Annotated in this window: 29 protein-coding genes and 1 pseudogene; 12 read left to right on the top strand and 18 right to left on the bottom strand. The window is 56.6% G+C overall.

Annotated features, from left to right (window positions below; all coding sequences use genetic code 11):
* Positions 1-73: 73 nt before the first annotated feature.
* From RSAL33209_RS13330 to RSAL33209_RS13350, 5 genes are all read left to right on the top strand, one after another.
* Entirely contained in the window at positions 74-778 is a 705-nt protein-coding gene (locus RSAL33209_RS13330) for a DUF4245 domain-containing protein (RefSeq protein ID WP_049759001.1), read from the top strand.
* On the top strand, positions 775-1395 hold the full coding sequence (locus tag RSAL33209_RS13335; protein WP_012246397.1) for a carbonic anhydrase: 621 nt from the start codon (positions 775-777) through the stop codon (positions 1393-1395). Before RSAL33209_RS13330 ends, RSAL33209_RS13335 begins: the two co-directional genes overlap by 4 nt.
* A gap of 57 nt (positions 1396-1452) precedes the next feature.
* Complete coding sequence (locus tag RSAL33209_RS13340; RefSeq protein WP_012246398.1) at positions 1453-2901, top strand: class II fumarate hydratase; 1449 nt, start codon at positions 1453-1455, stop codon at positions 2899-2901.
* 144 nt (positions 2902-3045) lie between these two features.
* Positions 3046-3711, top strand: a complete 666-nt coding sequence (locus RSAL33209_RS13345; protein WP_041684817.1) for a TetR/AcrR family transcriptional regulator — start codon at positions 3046-3048, stop codon at positions 3709-3711.
* Entirely contained in the window at positions 3708-5414 is a 1707-nt protein-coding gene (locus tag RSAL33209_RS13350; protein WP_012246400.1) for an MDR family MFS transporter, read from the top strand. The genes RSAL33209_RS13345 and RSAL33209_RS13350 overlap by 4 nt, the downstream gene beginning before the upstream one ends.
* Positions 5415-5491: 77 nt before the next feature.
* Here the strand turns inward: RSAL33209_RS13350 and RSAL33209_RS18940 are convergent, their stop codons facing one another.
* From RSAL33209_RS18940 to RSAL33209_RS13380, 8 genes and pseudogenes are all read right to left on the bottom strand, one after another.
* Positions 5492-5665 (bottom strand): zinc-binding dehydrogenase, encoded by a 174-nt coding sequence (locus RSAL33209_RS18940; protein ID WP_411740977.1) that lies wholly within the window; start codon positions 5663-5665, stop codon positions 5492-5494.
* A gap of 20 nt (positions 5666-5685) precedes the next feature.
* Positions 5686-6132 carry a zinc-binding dehydrogenase gene (locus tag RSAL33209_RS18945; protein WP_233496562.1) on the bottom strand — a complete coding sequence of 149 codons (447 nt, stop codon included), beginning with the start codon at positions 6130-6132 and terminating at the stop codon, positions 5686-5688.
* Positions 6133-6190: 58 nt separating this feature from the next.
* A pseudogene (locus RSAL33209_RS18950) lies at positions 6191-6469 on the bottom strand (alcohol dehydrogenase catalytic domain-containing protein); the annotation flags it as partial.
* Complete coding sequence (locus RSAL33209_RS13360) at positions 6466-6705, bottom strand: helix-turn-helix transcriptional regulator (protein WP_012246403.1); 240 nt, start codon at positions 6703-6705, stop codon at positions 6466-6468. The pseudogene RSAL33209_RS18950 and the gene RSAL33209_RS13360, both read right to left, overlap by 4 nt.
* Positions 6699-7007: a hypothetical protein gene (locus RSAL33209_RS13365; protein ID WP_012246404.1), complete on the bottom strand. Its 309-nt coding sequence runs from the start codon at positions 7005-7007 to the stop codon at positions 6699-6701. The genes RSAL33209_RS13360 and RSAL33209_RS13365 overlap by 7 nt, the downstream gene beginning before the upstream one ends.
* 204 nt (positions 7008-7211) lie before the next feature.
* Positions 7212-7700: an NUDIX hydrolase gene (locus RSAL33209_RS13370; protein WP_012246406.1), complete on the bottom strand. Its 489-nt coding sequence runs from the start codon at positions 7698-7700 to the stop codon at positions 7212-7214.
* 44 nt (positions 7701-7744) lie between these two features.
* Entirely contained in the window at positions 7745-8104 is a 360-nt protein-coding gene (locus tag RSAL33209_RS13375) for a cupin domain-containing protein (RefSeq protein ID WP_114597656.1), read from the bottom strand.
* 215 nt (positions 8105-8319) lie between these two features.
* On the bottom strand, positions 8320-8703 hold the full coding sequence (locus tag RSAL33209_RS13380; protein ID WP_012246409.1) for a prepilin peptidase: 384 nt from the start codon (positions 8701-8703) through the stop codon (positions 8320-8322).
* 182 nt (positions 8704-8885) lie between these two features.
* On the opposite strand from RSAL33209_RS13380, the gene RSAL33209_RS13385 reads away from it, so the two are divergent.
* Positions 8886-9647, top strand: coding sequence for a hypothetical protein (locus tag RSAL33209_RS13385; protein WP_012246410.1), 762 nt, complete (start codon positions 8886-8888; stop codon positions 9645-9647).
* A 109-nt stretch (positions 9648-9756) separates the two neighbouring features.
* Here the strand turns inward: RSAL33209_RS13385 and phoH2 are convergent, their stop codons facing one another.
* Both phoH2 and RSAL33209_RS13395 read right to left on the bottom strand, forming a co-directional pair.
* A complete protein-coding gene (gene phoH2 / locus RSAL33209_RS13390) occupies positions 9757-11052 on the bottom strand; it encodes an RNA 5'-3' helicase PhoH2 (protein ID WP_233494341.1) in 1296 nt (431 codons plus the stop codon).
* A gap of 374 nt (positions 11053-11426) precedes the next feature.
* Positions 11427-12194 carry an isoprenyl transferase gene (locus tag RSAL33209_RS13395; RefSeq protein ID WP_012246412.1) on the bottom strand — a complete coding sequence of 256 codons (768 nt, stop codon included), beginning with the start codon at positions 12192-12194 and terminating at the stop codon, positions 11427-11429.
* 148 nt (positions 12195-12342) lie between these two features.
* Between RSAL33209_RS13395 and trhA the strand changes: the two genes are divergently transcribed.
* Entirely contained in the window at positions 12343-13038 is a 696-nt protein-coding gene (gene trhA / locus RSAL33209_RS13400) for a PAQR family membrane homeostasis protein TrhA (RefSeq protein WP_012246413.1), read from the top strand.
* Between the two features lie 9 nt (positions 13039-13047).
* Here the strand turns inward: trhA and RSAL33209_RS13405 are convergent, their stop codons facing one another.
* From RSAL33209_RS13405 to mca, 3 genes are all read right to left on the bottom strand, one after another.
* The gene (locus RSAL33209_RS13405; RefSeq protein WP_012246415.1) at positions 13048-15108 is read right to left on the bottom strand and encodes a thioredoxin domain-containing protein; all 2061 of its coding nucleotides are present in this window, start codon (positions 15106-15108) and stop codon (positions 13048-13050) included.
* Positions 15089-15424 (bottom strand): hypothetical protein, encoded by a 336-nt coding sequence (locus RSAL33209_RS13410; RefSeq protein ID WP_041684818.1) that lies wholly within the window; start codon positions 15422-15424, stop codon positions 15089-15091. The genes RSAL33209_RS13405 and RSAL33209_RS13410 overlap by 20 nt, the downstream gene beginning before the upstream one ends.
* A gap of 92 nt (positions 15425-15516) precedes the next feature.
* Entirely contained in the window at positions 15517-16422 is a 906-nt protein-coding gene (mca, locus tag RSAL33209_RS13415) for a mycothiol conjugate amidase Mca (protein ID WP_041685818.1), read from the bottom strand.
* A gap of 167 nt (positions 16423-16589) precedes the next feature.
* Between mca and RSAL33209_RS17225 the strand changes: the two genes are divergently transcribed.
* Together RSAL33209_RS17225 and greA are read left to right on the top strand one after the other, a co-directional pair.
* Positions 16590-17009 carry a DUF4307 domain-containing protein gene (locus RSAL33209_RS17225; protein ID WP_041684819.1) on the top strand — a complete coding sequence of 140 codons (420 nt, stop codon included), beginning with the start codon at positions 16590-16592 and terminating at the stop codon, positions 17007-17009.
* A gap of 204 nt (positions 17010-17213) precedes the next feature.
* Positions 17214-17705, top strand: a complete 492-nt coding sequence (gene greA / locus RSAL33209_RS13425; RefSeq protein ID WP_012246417.1) for a transcription elongation factor GreA — start codon at positions 17214-17216, stop codon at positions 17703-17705.
* 29 nt (positions 17706-17734) lie between these two features.
* On the opposite strand, the gene ilvA is transcribed toward greA, so the two are convergent.
* The 3 genes from ilvA to RSAL33209_RS19375 form a co-directional block, all read right to left on the bottom strand.
* On the bottom strand, positions 17735-18994 hold the full coding sequence (gene ilvA / locus RSAL33209_RS13430; protein WP_012246418.1) for a threonine ammonia-lyase: 1260 nt from the start codon (positions 18992-18994) through the stop codon (positions 17735-17737).
* Between the two features lie 151 nt (positions 18995-19145).
* Complete coding sequence (locus RSAL33209_RS13435; protein ID WP_267895906.1) at positions 19146-19676, bottom strand: aldose epimerase family protein; 531 nt, start codon at positions 19674-19676, stop codon at positions 19146-19148.
* Positions 19657-19959, bottom strand: a complete 303-nt coding sequence (locus RSAL33209_RS19375) for an aldose epimerase family protein (RefSeq protein ID WP_267895907.1) — start codon at positions 19957-19959, stop codon at positions 19657-19659. The genes RSAL33209_RS13435 and RSAL33209_RS19375 overlap by 20 nt, the downstream gene beginning before the upstream one ends.
* Before the next feature lie 189 nt (positions 19960-20148).
* Here RSAL33209_RS19375 and RSAL33209_RS13440 point away from each other — a divergent pair, with 189 nt between their 5' ends.
* The 3 genes from RSAL33209_RS13440 to galK are packed head-to-tail and all read left to right on the top strand — an operon-like array spanning position 20149 to position 23137.
* Positions 20149-20910: a DeoR/GlpR family DNA-binding transcription regulator gene (locus RSAL33209_RS13440; RefSeq protein WP_233494212.1), complete on the top strand. Its 762-nt coding sequence runs from the start codon at positions 20149-20151 to the stop codon at positions 20908-20910.
* A complete protein-coding gene (gene galT, locus RSAL33209_RS13445; RefSeq protein WP_012246421.1) occupies positions 20907-22010 on the top strand; it encodes a galactose-1-phosphate uridylyltransferase in 1104 nt (367 codons plus the stop codon). The genes RSAL33209_RS13440 and galT overlap by 4 nt, the downstream gene beginning before the upstream one ends.
* Positions 22007-23137 carry a galactokinase gene (galK, locus tag RSAL33209_RS13450; RefSeq protein ID WP_012246422.1) on the top strand — a complete coding sequence of 377 codons (1131 nt, stop codon included), beginning with the start codon at positions 22007-22009 and terminating at the stop codon, positions 23135-23137. Before galT ends, galK begins: the two co-directional genes overlap by 4 nt.
* 12 nt (positions 23138-23149) lie before the next feature.
* Here galK and RSAL33209_RS17645 read toward each other — a convergent pair whose 3' ends face one another.
* Positions 23150-23296 (bottom strand): hypothetical protein, encoded by a 147-nt coding sequence (locus RSAL33209_RS17645; protein WP_012246423.1) that lies wholly within the window; start codon positions 23294-23296, stop codon positions 23150-23152.
* A 171-nt stretch (positions 23297-23467) separates the two neighbouring features.
* Complete coding sequence (locus tag RSAL33209_RS13455) at positions 23468-24340, bottom strand: Bax inhibitor-1/YccA family membrane protein (RefSeq protein WP_012246424.1); 873 nt, start codon at positions 24338-24340, stop codon at positions 23468-23470.
* Between the last annotated feature and the right edge of the window lie 57 nt (positions 24341-24397).

Raw genomic sequence — 24397 nt, forward strand, 5'->3', positions numbered from 1 at the left:
CGGCCACAAACGAGGACCGAGCTAGACCAAGGTTAAATGGTGTTTCACCGCATCAATGCGCGACTATAGAAGAATGAACCAAGCAGGCCAGCAAAGCGACACTCCGGAAACCGACGTTCCTGCCCCGGACGGCGCCCCGGATCCGGCCTTTAAAACCGTGCTCAAACCGGCTGCGGCAAAGCGCGCAAATGCCACCGTAATCGGCATGCTGATGGCGCTTGGCGTGAGCTTGGCAATTGCCCTGCTGCTGCCCCTGCTCAGCCCACCCCCGAATACCCAGTTCAAGCCCCAGACCGACGTCAGTGGCGCCGCAACTGAGGCCGCCGGCATTGCAGGTTTCGCCCCGGTTGCACCGGCCTTACCTGCTGGCTGGAGTGCAAATTACGCGCTTTGGAACGCGGCCGGAAGTGACGGCGTCGCCTTCTGGGAAATCGGCTTTGTCACCCCGGCTCAGCAGTTCATCTCAGTAACCCAAACCGCGCAGGCGAACCCCACCTGGCTTGCTGGCCGCACGGATAACGCCCCGGTGACTGGCGACCGCCCAGTGGCTGGCACCAGTTGGCAGCTTCGGGACAAACCCGGCACCTCGACGTCGTACATCTCGAATCCGGTTAGCCCCACCGCGCCGACTAGTCCGGGCAGCACTAGCATTGTGATCAAGGGCGAAACCAAAAGCGGTAGCTTCAGCCTCAATGATCTAGACACCGTTGCCGCAGCAATCGTTGCTTCACGAACCAATTCGCAAAGTTCAGCTACGCCTTCCGGGAGTGGAAAATGAGCAATATCAAGGCAACTGGACCGCATAACGCTTGGCTCAAACTGCAAGAAGGCAACGAGCGGTTTATTCACGGCACTTCGATGCATCCAAACCAGGATTCGGCGCATCGAGAGTCCTTGGTGGATCAGCAAAATCCGTTTGCGGTAATTTTCGGTTGCTCTGATTCACGGCTTGCCGCTGAAATCATCTTCGATCTCGGCTTAGGCGACGCCTTTGTGGTGCGGACTGCGGGGCAGGTCATCGATCTGTCTGTCTTGGGCTCGATCGAATACAGCATCGCGGTGCTTGGCGTGCCGCTCATCGTGGTGTTGGGCCACGATAACTGCGGTGCGATCACCGCAACTCAAGATGCCATCGATTCGGGCGAAATGCCGGGCGGATTCTTGCGTAATTTGGTGGAACGGATCACGCCTTCGGTTCTTGCTTCTCGTCGCGACGGCGGAAAAGTGGTCAATGACTACATGGTGGAACACATCAAACAAACCGCAAATCGGCTCACCGAAGCGTCCAAAATCATCTCAGCGGCGGTGGAGCAGCGCGAAGTAAGTATTGTCGGGCTGGCCTATCGATTAAACGAAGGACGGGCCGAGCTGGTCAGCAGCATCGGCGAGCTGTGAGTCAACCCACCTAAGCTCGGATTCCAGCTTCGCCGCTAGGGCCGATATTCTGGTCTCATGACTGAGACGTCCGCTGCTTCCGGCACATTCGAATCCCCAAAATCGAACTACAGAATTGAACACGACACGATGGGTGAGGTCCGGGTTCCGGTCAAAGCCCTTTATGGCGCGCAAACCCAGCGCGCAGTGGAGAATTTCCCCATTTCTGGCACCACCCTGGAACGGGCCCACATTGAGGCTCTGGCTCGAATCAAAAAAGCTGCAGCTACTGCGAATGCAGAGCTGGGTGTGCTCGACGGCGAGCTAGCCGCGGCAATCGAGGCGGCCGCCGATGAGGTAATTTCCGGCAAGTACGACGGCGATTTCCCGATCGACGTTTTCCAGACCGGTTCAGGTACCTCCTCAAATATGAATACCAACGAGGTACTTGCCGCGCTTGCTAACCAAGCGCTTGAGGCGGCTGGTAACGAAAAGCGTGTCCACCCGAATGATCACGTGAACGCTTCGCAGTCCTCCAACGACGTTTTCCCCACCTCGGTGCACGTCGCCGCGACCTCGGCTTTGACCAATGATTTAATCCCCGCACTGAATTACTTGGCAGCTTCACTCGGTCGCAAAGCCGAAGAGTTCGCTGCCGTGGTGAAGTCCGGCCGCACGCACTTAATGGATGCCACCCCGGTGACTTTGGGTCAGGAGTTTGGCGGCTATGCAGCTCAGGTGCGCTACGGCGTCGAGCGCATTCAGTCCGCCCTCCCCCGCGTTGCCGAGGTACCGCTGGGTGGCACCGCCGTCGGCACCGGCATCAATACCCCAGCCGGTTTCCCGCAGCGCGTTATTGCTTTACTGGCCGCCGATTCGGGCCTGCCACTTACCGAGGCTCGCGATCACTTTGAGGCGCAAGCTAACCGTGATGGGCTCATTGAGGCTTCCGGCCAGCTGCGTAACATCGCTTACTCGCTCATGAAGATCAACAACGACCTCCGCTGGTTGGGCTCCGGCCCCAACACCGGTCTCGGTGAAATAGCGATTCCAGACCTACAGCCAGGCTCCTCGATTATGCCAGGCAAGGTGAACCCGGTCATTTGCGAAGCGGCCATCATGGTTTGCGCTCAGGTCATCGGCAACGACACCACGATCGCGTTGTCTTCAACCAATGGTTCATTCGAGCTCAACGTCGGCATCCCGGTCATGGCATCGAACCTCTTGGAGTCGATCCGCTTGCTCACCAACACCACTCGGGTGATGGCAGACAAAATGGTTGACGGAATCACCGCCAATGTAGAGCGTGCGCGCTTCCTAGCTGAGGCCTCGCCGTCGATCGTGACACCGCTGAACAAGTTCATTGGCTACGAGAACGCTGCCAAGATTGCGAAGAAGGCCGTTGCCGAGGGCTTGACCGTTCGCGAAGCCGTCATCGCTTTGGGCTACCTTGAGCGCGGCGAGCTCACCGAAGAGCAGCTGGACAAGGCGCTCGACGTACTTTCGATGACTCGACCGCCGCAGTAACACTCGTCGCAGACTCCACTTGGGTGCAGTTGTGCAGGGTAATTTACTCATTTACCCTGCACAACTGCACCCAAGTCGTTTAAGTAACCAAGCTCACTACGATGCAACTTGCACTCATATTACTTAAGTGCAAATATTTACTCTATGAGCAATAGTGCAATAATTTCCGGCGAAGAGGCACCTGGCCTCCGCGAGCGCAAACGCGCCGCGCGCTGGGAAGCAATCGTCAACGCGGCGCGTGACTTGGCCGAGGAACATGGCTTGGTCGGCTTCACGGTAGAACAGCTCTGCGAGCGAGTCGGCGTCTCTCGCCGGACGTTTTTCAATTACTTTGCTTCGAAAGAAGACGCCGTCCTAGGCCGAGATAATGACAGCGTTCCCGCTGATCTCATTGATCCGTTCCTCGAACGAGGCTCAAGCGTGCCGGGCGAAATTTCCAGCACCTTGCTTTCCGATGTCGTCGATCTGATCGTCACCATGGCCGATCGAATGACTTTCACCATGAAGCAGTATCGACAGCTCACCGCAATCATCAATAACGAACCACATCTGCAAGCCAAGCTCTTCGGCGAAACGGATTTCCGCGAGCGCCAATTCGCCATGCTGTTGGCCCGCCGCGAAGGCTGCGATCCCGAGGATCCGCGCATCGTGATGGCGACGCTGATTTGTTCGGGCGCCGCACGGCAAGCAATGAAAATCTACTTCACCGAAGAAAATACCGAACGGCTCGAAGACCTTTTGAACCGTTATATCAATGCATCGCAAGAACTCATCGAGACATCCCGTCCCGTGATTGGAGGACAACCATGAGCGCCGTGTCAACAGCTGCCTCACAACCCTTATTGCTGACCAAACGAAGAATTTGGATCATCTTCTCCGCGCTCATCGCCGGCATGCTACTTTCCAGCTTGGATCAAACCATCGTCTCTACCGCGATGCCCACCATCGTGGGTAAGCTCGGCGGCGTTGAAAACCAGGCCTGGATAACCACGGCATATCTGCTCGCGACAACCATCGTGATGCCGATCTACGGTAAGTTCGGCGACGTCTTGGGCCGGCGAAATCTGTTCCTGATCGCCATCGCCTTGTTCACACTTGCCTCGGTGGGCTGCGCTTTCGCTACCGACTTCTGGATGTTCGTCGTCTTCCGCGCGCTGCAGGGCTTAGGCGGCGGCGGTTTGATGATCCTGTCCCAAGCGATCATCGCGGACATCGTGCCGGCCAAAGAGCGCGGTAAATACATGGGACCGCTAGGCGCCATTTTCGGCGTTGCCGCTGTTGCTGGACCACTGCTTGGTGGCTTCTTCGTAGATAGCCTGACCTGGGAATGGTGCTTCTACATAAACATTCCGGTTGGTATTGCTGCATTCACCATCGCATTCTTCACGCTAACTTTGCCGAATAAAAAGGCCGAAAAGAAGATCGACATTCTTGGCGTCGTCCTGCTTTCGCTTGCTACGGCTTCATTGATCTTCTTCACCGACTTCATTGGCAAGTCCGATCAGGGCTGGGGTTCTGGCTGGACCTGGTTGTTTGGTGCAGCAATGGTTGCCGCGGCTACCGCTTTCGTTTTCACCGAACTCAAAGCAGAAGATCCGATCATCCCGATGAGCCTGTTCCGGAATCGGATCTTCATCAACTCAACCGCGATCGGCTTCACGCTGGGTCTGGGCATGTTCTCCGCGCTGGCCTTCGTGCCGACCTTCCTGCAGATGTCCTCTGGCACCTCCGCAGCCGCATCCGGTCTGCTCATGCTGCCGATGATGGTTGGCGTGATTGGCACCTCGATTTACTCCGGTATTGCGATCACGAAGACCGGCAAGTACAAGATGTTCCCCATCATTGGCACCATCGCGACAATTGGCGCAATGCTCTGGATGACCACACTCTCTGCTTCAACACCGATCTGGGTCATCTGCATCCAGCTGTTTATCTTCGGTGCCGGCCTGGGCTTGATCATGCAGGTCATCGTCCTGGTGGTACAGAACGCAGTTCCGGCCACCCAGATTGGTACCGCGACCAGCACCAATAACTATTTCCGCGAGGTTGGCGCGTCCTTGGGTGTGGCGGTGTTTGGCACACTGTTTACCTCACGATTGGCAGACTCGTTGAAATCAGTATTCGCCGGTTTCGGTGCCAATGCGCAGCAGGCTTCTTCAGCATCAGCGAGCATTGATCCGGCCACACTCAGCGCCCTACCCGGACCGGTGAAGGAAGCCGTGGTCAATGCTTACGCAAATTCGTTGGCACCGGTGTTCTGGTACTTGATCCCGTTCCTCGTGATCGCCTTGGTACTCGCCTTGACGCTCAAGCAAATTCCGTTGTCAGATACATCCGGCATGGTGGAGCGCGGTGAAGCCGTAAGCGGTGAAGAGGCTGAGCGACTAGAGGCTGAACTGCTAGCCCAGGCCGCCTCGGACAAGGCATTGTCTAAGTCCGGCGCGGCACCAAAGGACAGCGCTACAAAGCCCGACGGCGATGCTGGCCCCAGCAGCGAAGACGCTAAAGTCTGAACAAATTAATCAAGAAGAGCCGGCGTCGTTATCTCCTTTGGATGACGACGCCGGCTCTTCTTGATTAATAGCTAGCACTATTCGGCGGCGACGGACAGCACTATTTTGCCCAGTACACCACCCTGTCCAACCCGTCGAATGGCATCGGCTGCCTGCTCGAGCGGGTAGACGGCGTCGATCACGGGATTCAGTTCGCCCCGTTCAACCAACCGATGCAGCGGGGCGAGTAGTTCCGCATTTGAGAATGCCATCAATCCCTTGACAGTTTGCTTCAAAAAGGGCGACTGAATGGATGCGGCCAGCACCCGACCCATCGGGCCAATCCACCGTCCACCTTTTCGGATCCAACCAAGATCAGCGTCCCTTGCGGCGTAAGCGCCTGTCGCAGTCTAGAAAGTGTTCTGCCTCCGCCGATGTCCACGATGAGGTCGAAGTCGGAGCGGGTCGAAATTTCTTCGCGACGGTAATCGACTACGTGGTCGGCCCCCAAGGAACGGACCAGTTCTAAACCGTGCGGTCCGCAGACTGCAGTCACCTCAGCTCCGGCGGCCTTAGCAATTTGAATCGCAAAACTTCCCACACCGCCGGATGCGCCAATAATAAGAACCTGCTGCCCCTGGACCACGCCGCCGACGTCGTGTAGCCCTTTCCAAGCGGTGACTGCCGACGTCGGAATGGCAGCTGCGGCTTCGAAGCTGAGCCGATCCGGCTTGAGCAACAAGGAGCTTTACCTTAGCCAGCGCGTACTCCGCGAAGGAACCACCGCAAGTGCCGAAAACCTCGTCTCCCACGGCGAACTGCCGGACGTTGTTACCGATCTTCAGCACCGTTCCAGCCACGTCTAAACCCGGCGCACGCACTGAAGGTTTGCGCAAACCGTAACCACCGACTCTCATCAAGTACGGTTTACCCTCGGTCAGATGCCACGTTCCGCGGTCAACGCCAGCGGCGTGAACCTTGATAAGAACTTGATTATCAGCGGGCTCTGGCCGCTCAATGTCACCCAGATAAAGGACCTCGGCGGGCCCGTATCGGTCTTGGATGATGGCTTTCATCTGGCTTCCCCTTCGAGTTGCGTTCCTGGGTAGTGAAAGACATCCTCGAGCCGCACTTGAAGGATGCCGGCAATTTGAAATGCGACCTCAAGCGAAGGCGAGTATTTCCCCTGTTCAATCGCAATGATGGTTTGCCTGGTGACGCCAATTCGCTCGGCCAACTCGGCCTGGGTCATTTCGCCGTGTGAAAATCGCAAACCTCGAATGGAGTTACTAATCCTGGTTGGCTTCACCATGCGTGGAAGCCCTTACGGTAGCCGACAATTTTTGCCATTGGACTCAGCACGGCAGAGCAGACAAAGGCCAGGTACAGCGAGTTCGCAATCCAAAAATAGCCAGCCTCAAACATGGCCAAAACCAGTGCGCCGACGCCGCCAAGCACCAGAAAGGCTTGACCCGTGTACTCACCAAAGCGGCCGATCTCGCGGTCCCGAGCGTCCTTTTTGCCGCGGTCTTGCGGTGAAAAGATGCCAACCACAATGTGCAATAAAATTGACACGATGATCGAGCCGCCGATGGCGCACAACATGATTGGCACATACTAGACCTCGACCAGCGGAGCCCGCGCCGAACTAGCAAACAAGATCACCAGGTAGCTCACATAGCCGAGCACCGCGGTGAGTACCATAATCCAGGCACTTTTTTCTTGATAAGCCACTGCCAAACTCCTCACCCTTAGCCAATGTCAAAAATTACTGACACTGAAAAAGTAAGGTTAATTTGACTTGATGTCAAATATTTTTTACATAACGGGTTCGGGCTGACCGATAAACCAAGCCGCACCCTTAGGCTCTTGAGCCAAGGCGATCGCGCGCAGATGCGCCTCATTGAGCTTTGGTAGCTCCTCGAGGGTAAACCATCGCACCTGAAGTGATTCGTCATCGTTCACTCTGGCCTCCCCACTGAGATAACGGCATCGAAAGCTTTGGTTCAAAAAACTACAGACGTCACCATTGGGGAAGGTTACTGGCCCCACAACATTGGTCGCGACTAGTCGCTCGACTTGGACTATCACGCCGGTTTCTTCTAAAACTTCCCTAGCCACACCAGCTGCGGGCTCCTCGCCGGGCTCCAGCATTCCAGTAATAATCGCCCACTGAGCATTATCTGAGCGCTGCCCCAACAACACCCGACCTTCGCCGTCGAGCACCACCGCGCCGACGCCGGGTAACCATAAAGGAGCGTGACCAATCTTCTTGCGCAAATCAATCACAAAGTCAGGTGAAGTCATTTCGCTAGTCTGCCACGAAGCTCCGGCATCGACTCGAACCGTGATTAGGCGTGCAGGTCCGGTGCTGGGCCAATAATAGTGATGCCAAATTGACCGGAGAAATCTAAATGCTCCTCGTCACGTCGCTCCTCTTGCGCACCCAGACCAGTGAAGTAGCCCTCAATCCCACCCGGTGTATTTCCGATCAGCACTTCACTGTTCTCCGTGACGGTATCAAAAGTGTGGGCAACTCCCCTGGGCCCATAAACGACAGCTCCGGGACCGGCGTCGTGCGTTGTACAAGTCTCCAGACTGTCACCACCCACCCAGAACCTGACTTTTCCGGACAGCACGACCCAGAACTCATCCTCATTGCTATGAACATGCAGTGGCGGCGCATTGTGCGGTGTCAGCTTGCTACGCATTATGGTCAAGCTGCCACCCGTTTGGGCGGTGCTAATTGACTGTTCAAAACTAGTCGCTTAGTAATCGTGCATTACCCCGTCACCAGGATTGCTGACAATGACCTCGTTGCTCATGAAACCTGCTCCTTCTTTCTTCTTGAAGCCGCTCAGCACAACCTGAGACGGGCCTCAGCAATTCCCGCTAAGCCACACCGCACGGCGCTACTTTCGGTTATTCACGCTGGAATCAACAACGCCAGAATGGTGCCCGCGAACATGAACGGTCCAAAGGGTATTGCCGATTTTGCACTGCCTTTACGGCTCAGGATTAACACGATGCCGGTCAAGCCGCCCAATAAAAAGGTCAGCACAGTGCCATAAAAAAGATGTCCCCAGCTCAAATAACCTAAATAGGCGCCAAGTACCACCGCGAGCTTCACATCGCCAAGGCCCATCACCACCGGATAAATCAACCGGAGGACCAAATGCCCGCCGCCAAGCGCCAATGCAGCAAAAATCCTACGGAGTAAGGAGCCGAGATCTGCCGCAGTCCAAGATGCCATCGCCAGTAGCAACATGGCAAGCAAAATTGACGGGTAGACAATCCGGTTTGGCAGCAATATGGGAGCGTAAATCGATCACGCTAAGCCACACGGCGATCACGAGAAGATACGCACAGGCTACGAGTAGCAAGACGACACTCAGTGGAGAGGCGGCTGCGAGTGCCGTGAGTCTGGAGAGCATGTTCGGATGTTACTGGATTGTTCAGTGCAATGCGGCGGCTGCGGCGTAAGCTCTGGATATGTCAGAGGAAAGCAGCCCGATTAGCACAAACTCATTCCGTGCTTTGTACCGTTCATCGCCCTGGCGTTGGCAGAGCTTGCGCTTCACCTTGCGTTCCGCTGCTGAAAACGCAGAAACCGTCAGCGCCTGGCTACGTCGGCCCCTGGCGCTACGAGTTGAAGCCGCCGACGGTACATTGTTGCGGAGTACCGCCGGGCTCAACGACTCGAAGGATTCACTGTTCACCTCTGGCTCCCGCAAACCATGGCTATTGCCACCACATCTTGTGACGCCAGTGTATGACGAACAGGGCTTGGTGCGTCGGCGCCCAGAGGCCGCCTACGGTGAGCCTGGCTTCGGAATCGAGACTATTTCCGCGGAGCACTTTTCGGCGTGGCTTGACCCGGTTGAGCTGGCGGGGAAAGCGCCGGTTCCGCTGGACTTTCCGTTCTCTAATATGACCGAGCCAGGCCCAATCGCGCTAGTTCAGCATGAAGGACGCCCAGTCTGGGAAAGGGTGTTAAGCCCCAATGCAAGCTACCAACCAACATTTGCACAGGCGCCGATTCTCTTTGCCGTCCGAACCGCGATCCGAATCGACCTTGCTACCGGCGTCTGCGTGGCAAGCCAGTCTCTCGACGGCGAAACTACTGGCTCGGGCCATTGGCTGACCATCCTGGCGGTAGACGAATACATGTTGGATGACCTCTTGACCCAAGATTCTTCGCTGCTGACTGACGTCCGTGATCACATCGAGTGGGAATTACCCCAAGCCCAGTAGCCAGACAGCCCATCTCTCCGCCTCTCCCTCCGCCGAGTGTCGAGTTGTGGCTGGTTTTTCTCGTTCAAATCAGCCACAACTCGACACTCGGCGCGGGAGTAGCAGGGGATTAGATTTCTGCACCCTCAAGAAGATCGGTAACCAGCGCGGCAATCGGCGAGCGCTCGGAGCGAGTCAACGTGATGTGCCCAAACAGCGGGTGCCCTTTGAGCGTTTCGACGACGGCGGCAATACCATCGTGCCGGCCAACCCGGAGATTATCTCGCTGCGCAATGTCGTGCGTCAGCACGATCTTTGAGTTCTGACCGATCCGGCTCATCACGGTGAGCAGCACGTTCTTTTCCAAGGACTGCGCTTCGTCGACGATCACAAAAGCGTCGTGCAAGGATCTACCGCGAATGTGCGTCAGCGGAAGCACTTCGAGCATGCCGCGGTCCATGACTTCTTCGACCACTTCCTGGGAAACCAAAGCCCCCAGGGTGTCAAAGACTGCTTGCGCCCAAGGGCCCATCTTTTCCTGCTCGCTACCGGGCAGATAACCGAGCTCTTGACCACCAACTGCGAAGAGTGGTCGGAAGACGACGACTTTGCGGTGCTCTCTGCGTTCTAGCACCGCTTCCAGGCCAGCACACAAAGCCAGCGCAGACTTACCGGTACCGGCTCGACCACCAAGCGAAACAATGCCAACCTCAGGATCCATCAACAAATCAATGGCTAATCGTTGTTCTGCCGAACGGCCATGCAAACCGAAGACGTCCCGGTCGCCGCGGACAAGTCGGACTTGCTTATCTGCACCAACCCGCCCTAGAGCTGAGCCTCGATTGGATAGCAAGATCAGCGCGGTATTAGTTGGCATTTCCGCCGCAGCTGGCACAAAAACCGGTTCGTGACTATAAAGCGCACCAATTTCATCTTCAAGCACATCGATTTCCGCAACACCGGTCCAGTCAGAATCCTTCACCAGCTCGTTGCGGTATTCCTCGGCGCGCAACCCCATCGCCGAGGCTTTAACGCGCATCGGCAAATCCTTGGAGACTACCGTGACGTCGTGGCCTTCATTGGAAAGGTTCTTGGCCACCGCAAGAATTCTGGCGTCGTTATCTCCGCTGCGGAATCCAGCGGGCAACACTTCGGTAGAAATATGGTTGAGCTCAACTCGTAGCGATCCGCCCTCTTCCCCGAGTGGGATCGACTTGTTGAGCCCGTCATGTTCTATCCGTAGGTCATCCAGCAGGCGCAAAGCTTTCCGCGCAAAGTAACCAAATTCCGGGTCATGCCGTTTACCCTCCAATTCGCTGATCACCACAATCGGCAAAATCACCTCGTGTTCGGCGAACCGCAGAATTGCGCGCGGATCGGAAAGCAAAACTGAAGTGTCCAAGACATAAGAACGGCCGGCAGCGATTTGCTTCGCGGTACCGGCCTTGCTCGACTTAGTGGTGTTGGCTCGCTTGCTGCGAGTGGTTGTTTGCTTTGCTGCGCTCTTGGTATCTTCCGGAAGACTGCCGGTCAGCGCATTGTCAGTCAGTGCCACGAGACTCCAGACCCTGGGCCGGAACCCGGTTCCTATGGTGCGGCGGTAGGTCCAGGAGACGCGGCGCAGGACCAGTCTCCTTTGTGTTCAATGCGACGAACTTCGCATTCGATGGCCCTCCCGACCGGTGCTCTGGGCGAGCGCCGATGAGACAAAATCTACGCCTGGAATCCTAGCGCTCCGGTACCCAACAGACGGCATGTCGGTTAACTATTTGTGAACAGTGCTTATCTCAAAAACTAAGCTCAAAATCCGTAACGCCGGTGCCGGCCCGCGTAGTCGCGAAGGGCCCGGAGGAAATCGACCTTACGGAACGCCGGCCACAGCACTTCGCAGAAATACATCTCGCTATACGCGCTCTGCCAAAGCAAGAACCCGGACAGCCGTTGTTCGCCTGAAGTCCGGATGAAAAGATCCGGATCTGGCTGGCCCGAGGTGTACAGGTAACGGGAGATATCCTCGACGTCGAGTTCTTGGGCAAGTTCGCCAATGTCCTTGCCTTCGGTCACCGCCTCGCGAAGCAGACCGCGCACGGCGTCGACAATTTCTCGACGCCCACCATAGCCGACGGCGAGATTGATGTGCAGCTTTTCGCTCGCCGGCTTGTGCTGGGTCAGCCGAATCAGCCGCTCAGCTAAGTAATCTGGCAGTAGCTCGGGTGCTCCCATGGCGCTGACGCTAATTGCTTTATCAGATTCAAGCCGGTCCATCAGTGTCGCAATGATGCCCAGAAGCTCGTCGAGCTCCTCTTTTGATCGATTGACGTTCTCAGTGGACAGCATATAAATCGTCAGGGTTTTGACGCCGAAGTCTTGGCACCAACCAAGAAATTCATGAATCTTTTCTACGCCGGCCTGATGTCCATGCCCGGTTGTGGCATTGAACTGCTTGGCCCAACGTCGATTGCCATCCACCACGATCGCGACGTGCGCCGGAATTTTTTGGCCTTTGAGCGATTTTGCTAACCTGCGCTCGTAAAAGTTGTACAGCAGATGCGGCAGCTTCACGGGCATTGCTGGCTTCCTGCCTTCCTACGATGCGGCAGTGAGCGATCCCTTCGTTCACACGCGCCGACTCTAGATTACCCGCCATCAGCGCCAACTCAGCGAACTCAAATGTTACTCCCCAGTAACCTACGAATCCGTAAGCTAGAATTTAGCTATGAGCCGTACCGCCCACGCCCCACTAAACGGCAGCACCAACGAGCCCGAAATTGTGCCGGCCCTGGCCAAGCCCAGCTGGCGCGGCTGGATCCATTTGGGCGCAACTCCACTAGCAATCGCGGCGGGAATCGTCTTGATCTGCGTAGCCCCCACCTTCTGGGGTAAGGTAGCGTCCGCGATATATGCCTTTACTGGAATACTATTATTTGGCGTCAGCGCCACATATCATCGTGGCAATTGGTCACCCAAGGTCAAGGCGGTACTCAAGCGCCTGGACCACACCAACATCATGCTGGTGATTGCTGGCACCTACACCCCTTTGGCAGGGCTCTTGCTACCAGAGGGGAAAGCCGCACTCCTCCTCTGGTCAATCTGGATTGCCGCGGTAGCTGGCGTAGCCTTCCGGGTGCTTTGGGTGCATGCACCACGCTGGCTCTATGTGCCCATCTACGTCGCCATGGGCCTAGCCTCATTGTTCTTCATCCCAGATTTCTTCGCCGCCAGTATCCCAGCCGGTATTTTGATCTGCGTTGGCGGCGCCTTTTACATCGCTGGCGCAGTTTTCTACGGCATCAAGAGACCCAACTTCAGCAAGGCGCATTTCGGTTTTCATGAGTTTTTCCACACCTTCACCGTGGTTGGCTTTACCTGCCACTTCATTGCGATCATGTTCGCGGTCTTCACTCAGCCCTGAACCAGCTCGTTAGCGGGGAGCCGCCGCTAATTCAGCGGCAAGCTCGGCAGGCCCCGACGTCGGCCGCTGGCAGACCATCCCTTGGCACAGGTACGCCGCGGCTTCGCCAGCAGGACCAAGGCCACGGCCACGAAGTAGCGGCACAAGCTCCTCGTCCGCTAACACTGTTCGCCCGGAGGGCGCAATGACCAAGCCGGGCAACGGGATCATTCGAGCAACTTTGAGCAGCTCGGCAGCGCCTTGTTCGCCAACAACGGCGACTTCCCACGGCTCCGAATCAACGGCGAGCAAGGTTCCCAATACCGCCCCCATAGCACGCGGCACTCGCTCGGCTAGCGGGCTGAGCTGAGCGAGGATCTTTTCAGTAAGCTCTCGATGCTCGAATGATCCGCTGAGCGCAGCGTAACGAACGAGCACTTCAGCGAATGCCGCAACACCGCTCGGGGTGGCATTGTCCATTGGATCAGCACCCTGTACGCCGCCCTGGGCCCGAAGTAGTTCGGCAGATACTGGGATGGCATCAATAACCCCGTTTGCGCTAACAAACGCTTGGCTGGCCGCGAGCAGGATATCTTCGGCGATTTGGTACCAGCGCGGATCTCCGGTTGCTGAGTAAAGAAGAAAATATCCTTCAGCGCACCAGGCGTAATCCTCCAATAGTCCCGGCCGGCTGCCGCCAGTTAGCCGAGTAAGCACCCCGCCCCGCCAGTGTGTCTGCAGCAATGTCTCAGCTGCCCGGATTACCGCAGCTAGGTAGCGCGGTTCATCAGTTACCGCCCAGGCTTCAACTAGCGAGCCGACTGCCAAGCCATTCCAGCCGGCAACAGCCTTTTCATCAAGGGCAGGCTGCGGTCGGCTGGCTCGGTTACTCAGCAAGGTGGGCCGAATGGCATCTAAAAATTGCCGATCCAAGCGGCTAAGTTCGCGACCAGGGTGCAATGGCGCCTCGGTTTCCCCGATGTTCATCAGGTCCGCTAGTCGCACACCGTCGTCCTGTCCTAACGCCTCGATCAAAGCCGCCTTCGTCCAGGTATACGCAGCGCCTTCGTGCAACGCGCCAGAGGCACCAGAGATGGAATCCGCATCGAGCGATGAAGCGAAAGCGCCGTCTGCACGCAGCAGCTCAGCGATCATGAAATCGGCGGTAGCTCGAAGCACCTGCTGGGCTTCTACCGGCGGGTAATCTGCGCCCTGCGGCAACTTCAGCCATTCGGCATAGCGACGCAAAAGCTGGGCATTGTCGTAAAGCATCTTTTCGTAATGCGGCAACGACCAATCCGCGGTCACTGAATAGCGGGCAAAGCCGCCCGCTAGTTGATCTTGCAACGAAGAGTTGGCCATCGCAGCTAAGGTCCTTGCCGCCATTGCGCGCGCTTCGGTAGCGGTCAGGCCTTGATCCGCAGTAGCTCTTAGCCGAAACCCTAAAACGGGCGATGGCGGAAATTTTGGTGCCCGGCCAAAGCCAGCAAAATCGGGGTCTTCTTGTTCGGCCAGTTTGCGCACCGAACTGTGCAGAAGTTCGACGGCGTCCAGCTCGTCTGACTTGCCAAGAGCCACCGGGCGGCCAGTCAAGGCAGTAGCTAATTGGCCAGCGGATTCGTAGACTTCCGCTCGGCGCTCTGTCCACACCTCATTGACCGCGGCCAAAACTTCACGGAAAGACGGTCTACCGGCTAGCGGCCGGGGCGGGAAATAGGTCCCAGCGTGGAAGGCCTGCCCCTCAGGGGTCAAGAAAACACTCATCGGCCAGCCGCCTTCGCCGCTCATCGCTTGCGTGGCCGCCATATAGACCGCGTCGACGTCGGGGCGTTCTTCTCGGTCAACCTTGACCGAGACAAAGTGCTCATTGAGGTATTCGGCTAATACCGGGTCATCGAAAGATTCGTGTGCCATCACATGACACCAGTGACACGCTGCATAACCAACGGACAGGAAAATTGGCACGCCGCTTTGTTGGGCGGCAGCGAAGGCTTCGTCGCCAAAAGGTTGCCAGTGTACGGGGTGATCGGCGTGCTGGCGCAAATAGGCGGATTCTTCACCCGAAAGCGCGTTAGTGCCGGCGCGAGCCATGCTGCGGCTGCTGGTTTTTGGTCTGAGCCTCCGGGTCCGAGGCTGGCTGGCTCGGATCAGTTGGCGCTCCAGCGTCGAGCTCGGCATCGGTGGGACTGTTGGCCTCAAGATCACCGGCCACCTGGGCGCGGTAACGCACGCGCCGAATCCGCCGCACCATATCCACGATCAAAAAGGCCATGATGCCCACCACAAAAAACGTAAAGAGGAAGCCCAGGAAGCCTGGGCTGACCTGATCCGCGCTCAATCCGGGCTTGAGCGAAGAGGAATCGCTGGAGCTGGAGGTGGCGTCGAGCAGCATGATCAATGGCAGCATCTAGCCATTATCCCGCGTCAGGGCACTAGTTTGGAAATCCAGCTAGCCGAATCTCGACAACTTTTCGACAAGCGGTAGAAAATAAGCGGGAATCAGCACAGGCCAGCGAATAAATCATGCTCGGGCAATTCGGTCTGCACTCGCGATTCGATGAGTGAATAGTCCTCCCAAGGCCAGACTTTGCTCTGGAATTCCGTGGAGACTCGGAAGAAGAAGCCTTCCGGGTCCACCTGCGTGGCATGGGCCTTGAGCGCACGATCGCGCAGATCGAAATACTCGCCGCAATCGACATGGCTCGTGGTCGGGTGTAACTCCGGCGGCATACCGCTGCCGTCTGCAGTAGATTCCTGCTCTGCGGCAATGAACTGCGCATAGGGTGATTGCAAACCAGCTTCTACCAAAGCAAAGTGCAGCGCCCGGAATCGTTGCTGGTTGAACGCCAAATCGTAGTAAAGCTTGGACGGCTCCCAGGCCGCACCGGTGCCTGGGTAACGCTCAGGATCTCCGGCGGCGTGAAACGCCTCTACCGCGAGCAAATGCGCCATGATGTGATCCGGATGACCGTAGCCACCATTTTCGTCGTAACTGACAATTACGTGCGGCCTGAATTCACGTACTAGGCGGATCAAGGGCGCGGCAGCTTGCTCCAACGGCAGCGTGGCAAAGGCACCAAAAGGTAGCGCCGGCAGCGGGTCGCCTTCAGGTAAGCCCGAATCGACAAAGCCTAGCCACCGGTGTTCTACGCCCAGAATCTTTGCAGCCGCAGCCATTTCCAACCGTCGCGCCCCAGCCATATCTCGTGTTGAATGCGCATCGCCCTCCATCGCAGGATTCTGAATACCGCCGCGCTCTCCACCCGTACAGCTAGCAACCATGACGCGGACGCCTTGGTTGAGATAGCTGGCCATCATTGCGGCGCCCTTACTCGACTCGTCGTCGGGATGAGCGTGGACCGCGAGCAACCGCAGACCGGTTTCCGATGCTGCTGTTTCAGCCATGCCAGGCATTTCCTTCACTTCTCTTGGGATTATTGCGAGCCAACGTGTGGCCCTCGAAGCGGCGGCCAATGCGGACAGCTGCTCTGCTGCGAACTAGACTGGACATTACCGCCTGCTTGTCCAGGAACCAACTGAATCAATCACAGAAGAGGCCCGAGGTATTCCCAATGTCGTCTCCGAACTCGCCGACAGCTGAGAATTTAGCCAACCGTTACGGTCGCACCCGCAACAAACTCAGTCGCCGGAACAAGATCTGGTTGATCAGTGTGGCTGCAGTGCTGGTGGTGTTATTCGTCAGTTGGCTCACTTTTGGCCGAGGCCCCGGGGCGGACAATAAATTATTGGGTTACTCAGTTACGGACGCAGCTCAAACGGTTGTCGAGTTTCAGGTCACTAAGCCCACAGAAGCTACCGCTCAGTGCGCTGTTCAAGCCCTAGATAACTCATTTGCCGTAGTTGGTTGGCAGATAGTCTCAATTCCGGCAGATACTGCAGGTCCGGCAACCTCGAACCAAAAAGTCGCGCTGCGAACCGATTCGTTGGCTGTCTCGGCAACAATCGACAGCTGCTGGATCGCGAAAAGCTGATTGATTTTTTCCCTTGGATCCGTCTCGAATTCAGCGGAGAAGACACGCTGAGGGCGAACAGGTCTTGGGTTATTCCAACGTCTTGCCTACAATTAATCAATATCTTCTCCCCGCTTAGCGGGCTGTCACGAATCACTGACAGTCACTGCAGGCGGGGTATTTGCTTGTAGACGCAAGCATCTAGCAACCACGAGGAGGACATCCGTGTCTACCCCTAGCGCTCCCACCGCCTGGCTCACCCAGGAAGCTTTCAACCGTCTACAAGGCGAGCTGGAACAGCTTTCCGGACCCGGACGGGCTGAAGTGGTTAAGAAGATCGAGCAAGCTCGCTCAGAAGGTGACCTGAAAGAAAACGGCGGCTACCACGCGGCTAAAGAAGAGCAGGGCAAGATCGAGGCCCGCATCCGCCAACTCACCGAACTGTTGCGTGACGCGCACGTTGGTGAATCGCCGGAAGATAACGGTGTTGTTGAGCCGGGCATGCTGGTCGTCGCGAAGATTGCCAACGAAAAGACCACTTTCTTGCTCGGCAGCCGCGAAGTAGCGGGCGATACCGATCTCGATGTTTTCAGCGAGAAGTCACCGCTGGGTGCCGCGATTCAAGGCCATAAAGCTGGCGATAAGATCAGCTACACGGCACCCAACGGCAAGGACATCAAGGTTGAGGTCATCTCCGCCAAGCCTTTCCTCGGCTAACTCGCCAGCACACATTTCTCCCAGAGAAATTAGTGCACCACAATCGGCTGGAATCCTTCAGCGCGTAGGTTCAGCAAAACTTGTTCACAATGCTCATGGCCTTTTGTCTCCATGTTCACCGTGATCGAGACATCACCCATGCTGATTGCGCCGCCCACCCTGGTGTGATCAACTCCGGTGACGTTCGCGTCAGATTCGGCGATGATTCGCGAAATTGTGGCCAAGGAACCAGGGCGATCATCAAGCAGCATTCGAACCGTCATGAATCGGCCGGCTGCCGATAGTCCGCGCTGAATCACTTTGAGCATCAGCATTGGGTCGATGTTGCCTCCGGATAGCACCACTGCAGTGGTGCCCGGCTTCGCACCGTCCAGGTTAAGCGTGCCGTCCAAAAGTGCCGCGACGCCCACCGCGCCAGAGGGCTCAACGACCATTTTTGAGCGTTCAAGTAAGAAAATTAACGCGCGGGCCAGCGAGTCTTCACTGACGGTAACGACGTCGTCGACCAGTTCCCGAATGATCGAGAACGGAATTTGACCGGGCCTACCGACGGCGATGCCATCGGCCATGGTGGAGACCTTTGTCAGCGGAACTAACGCGTCAGCAGCAAGCGAGGGCGGGTAAGCGGCAGCATTTTCTGCCTGCACACCAATGATTCGAATTTCTCGGCCCAACTCACGCGCGCGACTCTTGATCGCAACCGCGACACCAGCAAGCAACCCGCCGCCGCCGACGCCCATCACGATGGTTTCAACGTCGGGAATCTGTTCCAGGATTTCGAGCCCAATGGTGCCCTGGCCAGCGACGACGTCAACATTGTCGAATGGATGCACAAAGACTGCGCCGCTTTGTTCGGCATAACGTTGCGCCTCGGCTAGTGCTTCGTCAACATTGTGACCGTGCAGAATGACCTCTGCACCATGCCCCCGGGTAGCAGCCAATTTGGGTAGCGCGACACCAAGCGGCATGTAAATGCGGGCTTTGATATTCAATGCCTTTGCCGCCACGGCCACACCCTGCGCATGGTTGCCAGCTGAGGCCGCGACTACCCCACGAGCACGATCCTCAAGACTAAGCCGCGCCATTCGGACGTATGCGCCGCGGACTTTAAACGAGCCAGCACGTTGCAGGTTTTCACATTTGAAAAAGACATCGGAGCCAATAATTCGCCCGAGCGCTCTTGAGCTTTCCACTGGTGTCTTCTCGGCAATGCCGAGAAGAAGCTTTTGGGCCTGATAAATATCATCAAGACTCACCGGGGACTGCGAAAGCACTGTTGTCGGTTTCACACGTCCTGCTCTTTCTGCTTTTCCACTCGCATTTTAGGAAGTGGTTCGGCTCAGGAGACCGTTTTGAAGCTGGTCTTCAATAGTGGCTCAATCATTCCGCAGTAGGCATCAATGACGAAATTCGTGTTCACCAGGTGGTCTTCATGACGGCTTAGAGCTGTGAATCAATGCCCCAGTCGATACTGAATCTTGCCCCTGATTCGAGGCAAAAAAGCCCGTAGCCAGTGTTAAAAGCGTTAGCTGGCGCACTCATTGGCTCAATTGCCACCGCTTTATTCCGACCAGGGAATTCAGCGGTGACAAATATATGCACAAATTGGCATGTATTGTTCTGATGTAGGCTCACCCAGCGACCATCAGAGTCAGCTAAGGTGCAGCGGGTCTCGCCATCAGCGTTGAACTCTAAGGCCGTGTAGGCGGTATCCATATCCAGGTGCGAGACTGGCACACCGTCACGAAGATCATTATCAGCGCTAACCGCCTCGTGACTACGCGGGATCAGTCCCGCATCGACCGAGAGGTATTTTGCCGCGGGCACCCGCAGGGTCAGATTCTCGGTTGGCACTTCACCTAGCCGCAAATACGGATGCGCTCCCAGCGCAACGGGGGCAGGCAGATCCGACTCGTTAATCAAGGTTTGTTTCACGGTCAGCGAGCCCTGCTCAGTGAGTGAAAATTCCACCTCGTGAACAACTTGAAACGGGTACCCGTGTTGCGGGTAGATGCGGGTAGATGCGGGCAGAAAGTAGCACCGATTCGTTGGAGCTCGCCAAAACTTGATACTCCTGATTGCGCAGTAAGCCATGGATCGCGTGCCCACGCGGAACCTCGGTGATATCTAACTGCTGCCGAACCCCGTTGAGCATCCATTGCCCATTTTCGACGCGATTCGGCCAGGGCGCCAGCATCAGTCCGGCACCCATCGGTGGAACCGGACTATCGAGCGCTGGCTCAGTCAGCTGCACCCCGTTACGCGAATAACTTCAGAAGTGCGGCGGCCAGGCGAGAAACGCTCGCCTGGCCGCCGCCGTTTGATAGCTGGATTAGGGCATCTGAGGTTCCGGTCATGCACCCACGCTACAACCCCTATCAAGCAGATCAAGCCCCAAGACTGAAAGCGAGGTTTTTGATATTTTGTTTGAATAACTTTGAATTTGGTTGATGATTGGAGAAGGCGTGTTGCCGGGCTTGCCGCTGCCTTAGACGTCAGCGAAATGACTGTCCGCAGGGATATAGAAATCCTCGACGAACAGCAACTGCTCAAGAAGATCCATGGTGGGGCCAGCCGAATCAATGCTTTGACCTCGGTTGAACCAGGGTTCGCCTCTAAGGCGGATCGGCAACTCGACGCGAAACGCGCCATCGCCCGAGAAGCGCTTAGCCTGGTTGAACCCGGTATGACCATCGCGCTGGGAGGCGGCACGACGACTTACCATCTAGCTACCTGCCTGGGCCAGATAGATCAGCTAACTATCATCACGAACTCGATCAAAGCTGCTGAAGCTCTCCATCAGTTGCCTAGCCAGCCAGCGGTTATTGTCACCGGCGGTGAACGAACGCCGTCGGAAGCACTAGTTGGCCCGCTAAGCGTCGCGGCAATCAACACTCTTAACGTCGATATTTGCTTTCTTGGCGTGCACGGCATTCATATGCGAGGACTCAGCAGCCCAAACCTTGCCGAGGCGCAGACGAACGCAGCTTTCATTGAATTTTCGGGCCGGCTGGTGGTGCTGACAGACCACAGCAAATTCGGGCTTCGTGCACTGGCAAGTTTTGCCCAGATTGACGAGGTTGACGTTTTGGCCACCGACGACGGCGCCTCCGCGGCAACACTGGAAACTTACCGCCCGCTCGTCGCCGAACTAAGGATCGCGGCAGCGTCTGCACAAACACGACGATCGGACTTAGCTCGATGAGCACTTTAATGACCAGTATTCAGCTGGCCGATGGCCGAGAACTTATCTATTTCGACGAATCAGCTCAGCCGCATCCAGAGCACGATGAACGACCGCTGCCGCTGCGACCTGATTCAGAGACCGGCCAAATCCGCTTTGACGCGCTCACCGGGGATTGGGTAGCTGTCGCCGCCCACCGCGGCAGCAGAACCTATTTACCACCAGCTGATCAATGCCCGCTCTGTCCAAGCCAGCCCGGTAGGTTCTCAGAAATTCCAGGCGGCAGCTACGACGTCGTGGTCTTTGAAAACCGATTCCCTTCACAGGGCCCAGCCGTTGGCGTGGCACCGGATCAGCCCGAGTGGGGAACCTCCGGCGTGGGGTTTGGCCGCTGCGAAGTGGTCGCGTTCACTTCCGAACATGAAGGTTCTTTTGGAACCTTGAGCCCGCAGCGGGCCCGGACGGTTTTGGCAGCCCTAGCGCAACGTACGCAATGGCTCAGCGCACTGCCGGGAATTCAACAAGTCTTTCCTTTTGAAAACCGGGGCAAAGACGTCGGGGTAACGCTAAACCATCCGCACGGCCAGATCTATGCCTATCCCTACCTCACGCCCCGCGCGCAGGTGATGGCCAATGCGGCGCTCAAACACCACCAGCTGCACGATGAGATCTTGCTGGAGCATATTCTACAATCCGAGCGAGATTCCGGTGAACGGATGATCGCCGAGGGCACTCATTTCAGCGCCTATGCACCTTTTGCCGCACATTGTCCGTTAGAAGTTCATTTGGTGCCACATCGCCAGGTTGCGGATCTCTCCGAGCTCAACGACGCAGAACTGGACGAACTAGCACCGATGTATTTGGACCTCTTACACCGCCTCGACACGGTTTATGACTCCCCCACACCGTATATTGCCGCCTGGCATCAAGCTCCGATTGCGACGCAGCTGCGCTCAGTTAGTAGGCTCCATCTTCAAATCACCTCGCCCCGCCGAGCCGCGGATAAGCTCAAGTTCTTGGCTGGCAGTGAAGCAGCAATGGGCGCTTTTATCAATGACAGTACCCCTGAGCGCATTGCAGATCAGCTGCGCAACGCAAGCCGTCGAGGTGCCGGATCATGACCATTCAAGAAGCTTTCAGTACCGAGTTCGGCTACGCGCCAGATGGGCTCTGGCAAGCCCCCGGTCGGGTGAATTTGATCGGCGAACACACCGATTACAACCACGGTTTTGTGCTTCCCTTCGCCATTGACCGGCAAGCCACTGTTGCGGTGCGACTTCGCCAAGATTCAATAATCAACCTGATCTCCTCGAGTCCTGGCACTGAACCGGTCACCAGCACGGTAGAAAATGCTGGCCAGGCAACCGGCTGGACGGCTTATCTCTTGGGCGTCGTGTGGTCGCTTCAGGAACAGGGAATCCGCGTTCCGGGCTTCGATGTCTATCTGGATTCCACCGTGCCGACTGGGGCAGGGTTGTCTTCCTCGGCAGCGTTGGAATGCGCCATCGCGCTAGCACTCAATGAATTACTCGAGGCAGGACTCAGCCGAGAAGAGTTAGTTCTCATCGGTCAGCGGGCAGAGAACTCTGTGGTTGGCGCGCCTACCGGAATCCTGGATCAGTCCGCTTCCTTGCTAGCCCAAGAGGGTCAGGCGGTCTTTCTGGATTGCCAAAGCCGGGAATCGGGGTTGGTGCCCCTCGATTTAGCCACGACCGGATTGACCCTCCTGGTCATGGACACGAAAGTCTCACACGCCCATGCAGACGGCGGCTATGCCGACCGGCGTAAGTCTTGCGAGCGAGCGGCTGCCGAGCTGGGATTATCATCCTTACGCGAGTTGACCGTGGCCGGGCTGGATCGAGCCGCAACAGTTCTCGATGAAGAGACCTTTCGGCGAGCGCGACACATTGTGACCGAAAACCAGCGCGTGCTGGAAACGGTGGAATTGTTGCGCGCCGGATTGCCGGAACAGATTGGTCCGATCCTCGATCAGAGCCATCTTTCAATGCGCGACGATTTTGAGATTTCCAGTCTTGAGCTCGATTTGGCCGTAGCTACGGCAATGGCAAACGGCGCAATCGGAGCACGGATGACTGGTGGCGGCTTCGGCGGCTCAGCGATTGATTTAGTGCCGCTCCAGGAAGCTGATCGGGTCCGTGCGGCAGTTAACGCGGAGTTTGCGGCCGCAGATTTTGGCCAGCCGAATACTTTCGACGTCGTGCCAGGGCCGGGCGCGCGAAGGCTTTGAGCCTCGCTCGGCTCAATCTAGTTTTGCTTCTTCACGCCGAAGCTGACGAATTCGCAATTGCAGAAACTGGATGAGCAGCACCGAAATCCAGCCGCCCAATATGATCGCCGCGACAATCAGCACAATATTTAGGATTGAAAACGCGGTCACCATGAACATGAATTGTCGCTCCTCTAACGCCTGTTACTAGATATTTTCCTCAGCTTAGCCGGGCAGCAAGATTCTTCACGGCTCCAGATACAAAAGTGGCCTTGTTGCCAGTGAATACTTCACTGGCAACAAGGCCGCTTCTAGATCTTGCGGTGTTCGCTAGCTGCCAAGCCTAGGCAGCTAGTTATTACCTCTTAGTAAAGCCAAAATCCGAATGATTTCCACGTAGAGCCAGACCAAAGTTACGGTCAGACCGAACGCTGCGGACCAGGAGTATTTTGCCGGAAGCTGGTTTTCCACGCCCTGTTGAATCGAGGTGAAATCAAGAACCAGCGAATACGCAGCCAAGCCCACGGCCAAAATACCAATAATGACGCCCAGCGGAATGCCAAAAATCACAATGCCACGAGCACCCCAAGGGCTTGCCATGCCGGCGAACAGCATCAAGCCAAGGTTCACCAGGCTGAATATGGCGTAGCCGCCCAACGCGATCATAAAGAAACGCGTCATCTTGGGCGTAGCGCGGAACTTGCCACTCTTGTAAAGCGCCAGCGTCAAGCCGAAGACAATCAAGGTGCCAAGAACGGCCTGGATGACGATGCCGCTGAAGCGCGATTCCAATAGACCGGAAAGGCCGCCTAGGAAGAATCCTTCGAACAACGCATAGCCCAGGATCAAAATCTTGGACGGTTCGCGCTTGAACGAGTTCACCAGACCAAGGACCAGTCCAACGATGACGCCGGGCAGCATCAGGATGGGGAAAGCCCAACCGATAGCTGCACCAATGACGACTAAGCCAAAGCTCACGAGCGTTTTGATCAGCACATCGTCATAGGTCATCCGACCCATCTGAGCATTCGACGCTGGCGGCTGGTTGTACATGCCCTGCAACTGCTCGGGTGTGCACACCGGCGGCGGCGAAGCATAGCCAGTCTGACCAAATCCTGGTTGGCCGTATCCTTGCTGAGCATAGCCCTGAGGTGCCTGCGGAACCGGGGGCTTATTGCTGAAGTTTTTGTTGTTGGCAAAGACCGGGTTTCCACCGTATGCCATATTCGTCCTCCATTTCGGGCGAGTGATCTTTCCACCCTAACAAGGGGAACGATGCTA

Origin of the sequence: Renibacterium salmoninarum ATCC 33209, from assembly GCF_000018885.1 — a bacterium.
GTDB classification, from domain to species: domain Bacteria; phylum Actinomycetota; class Actinomycetes; order Actinomycetales; family Micrococcaceae; genus Renibacterium; species Renibacterium salmoninarum.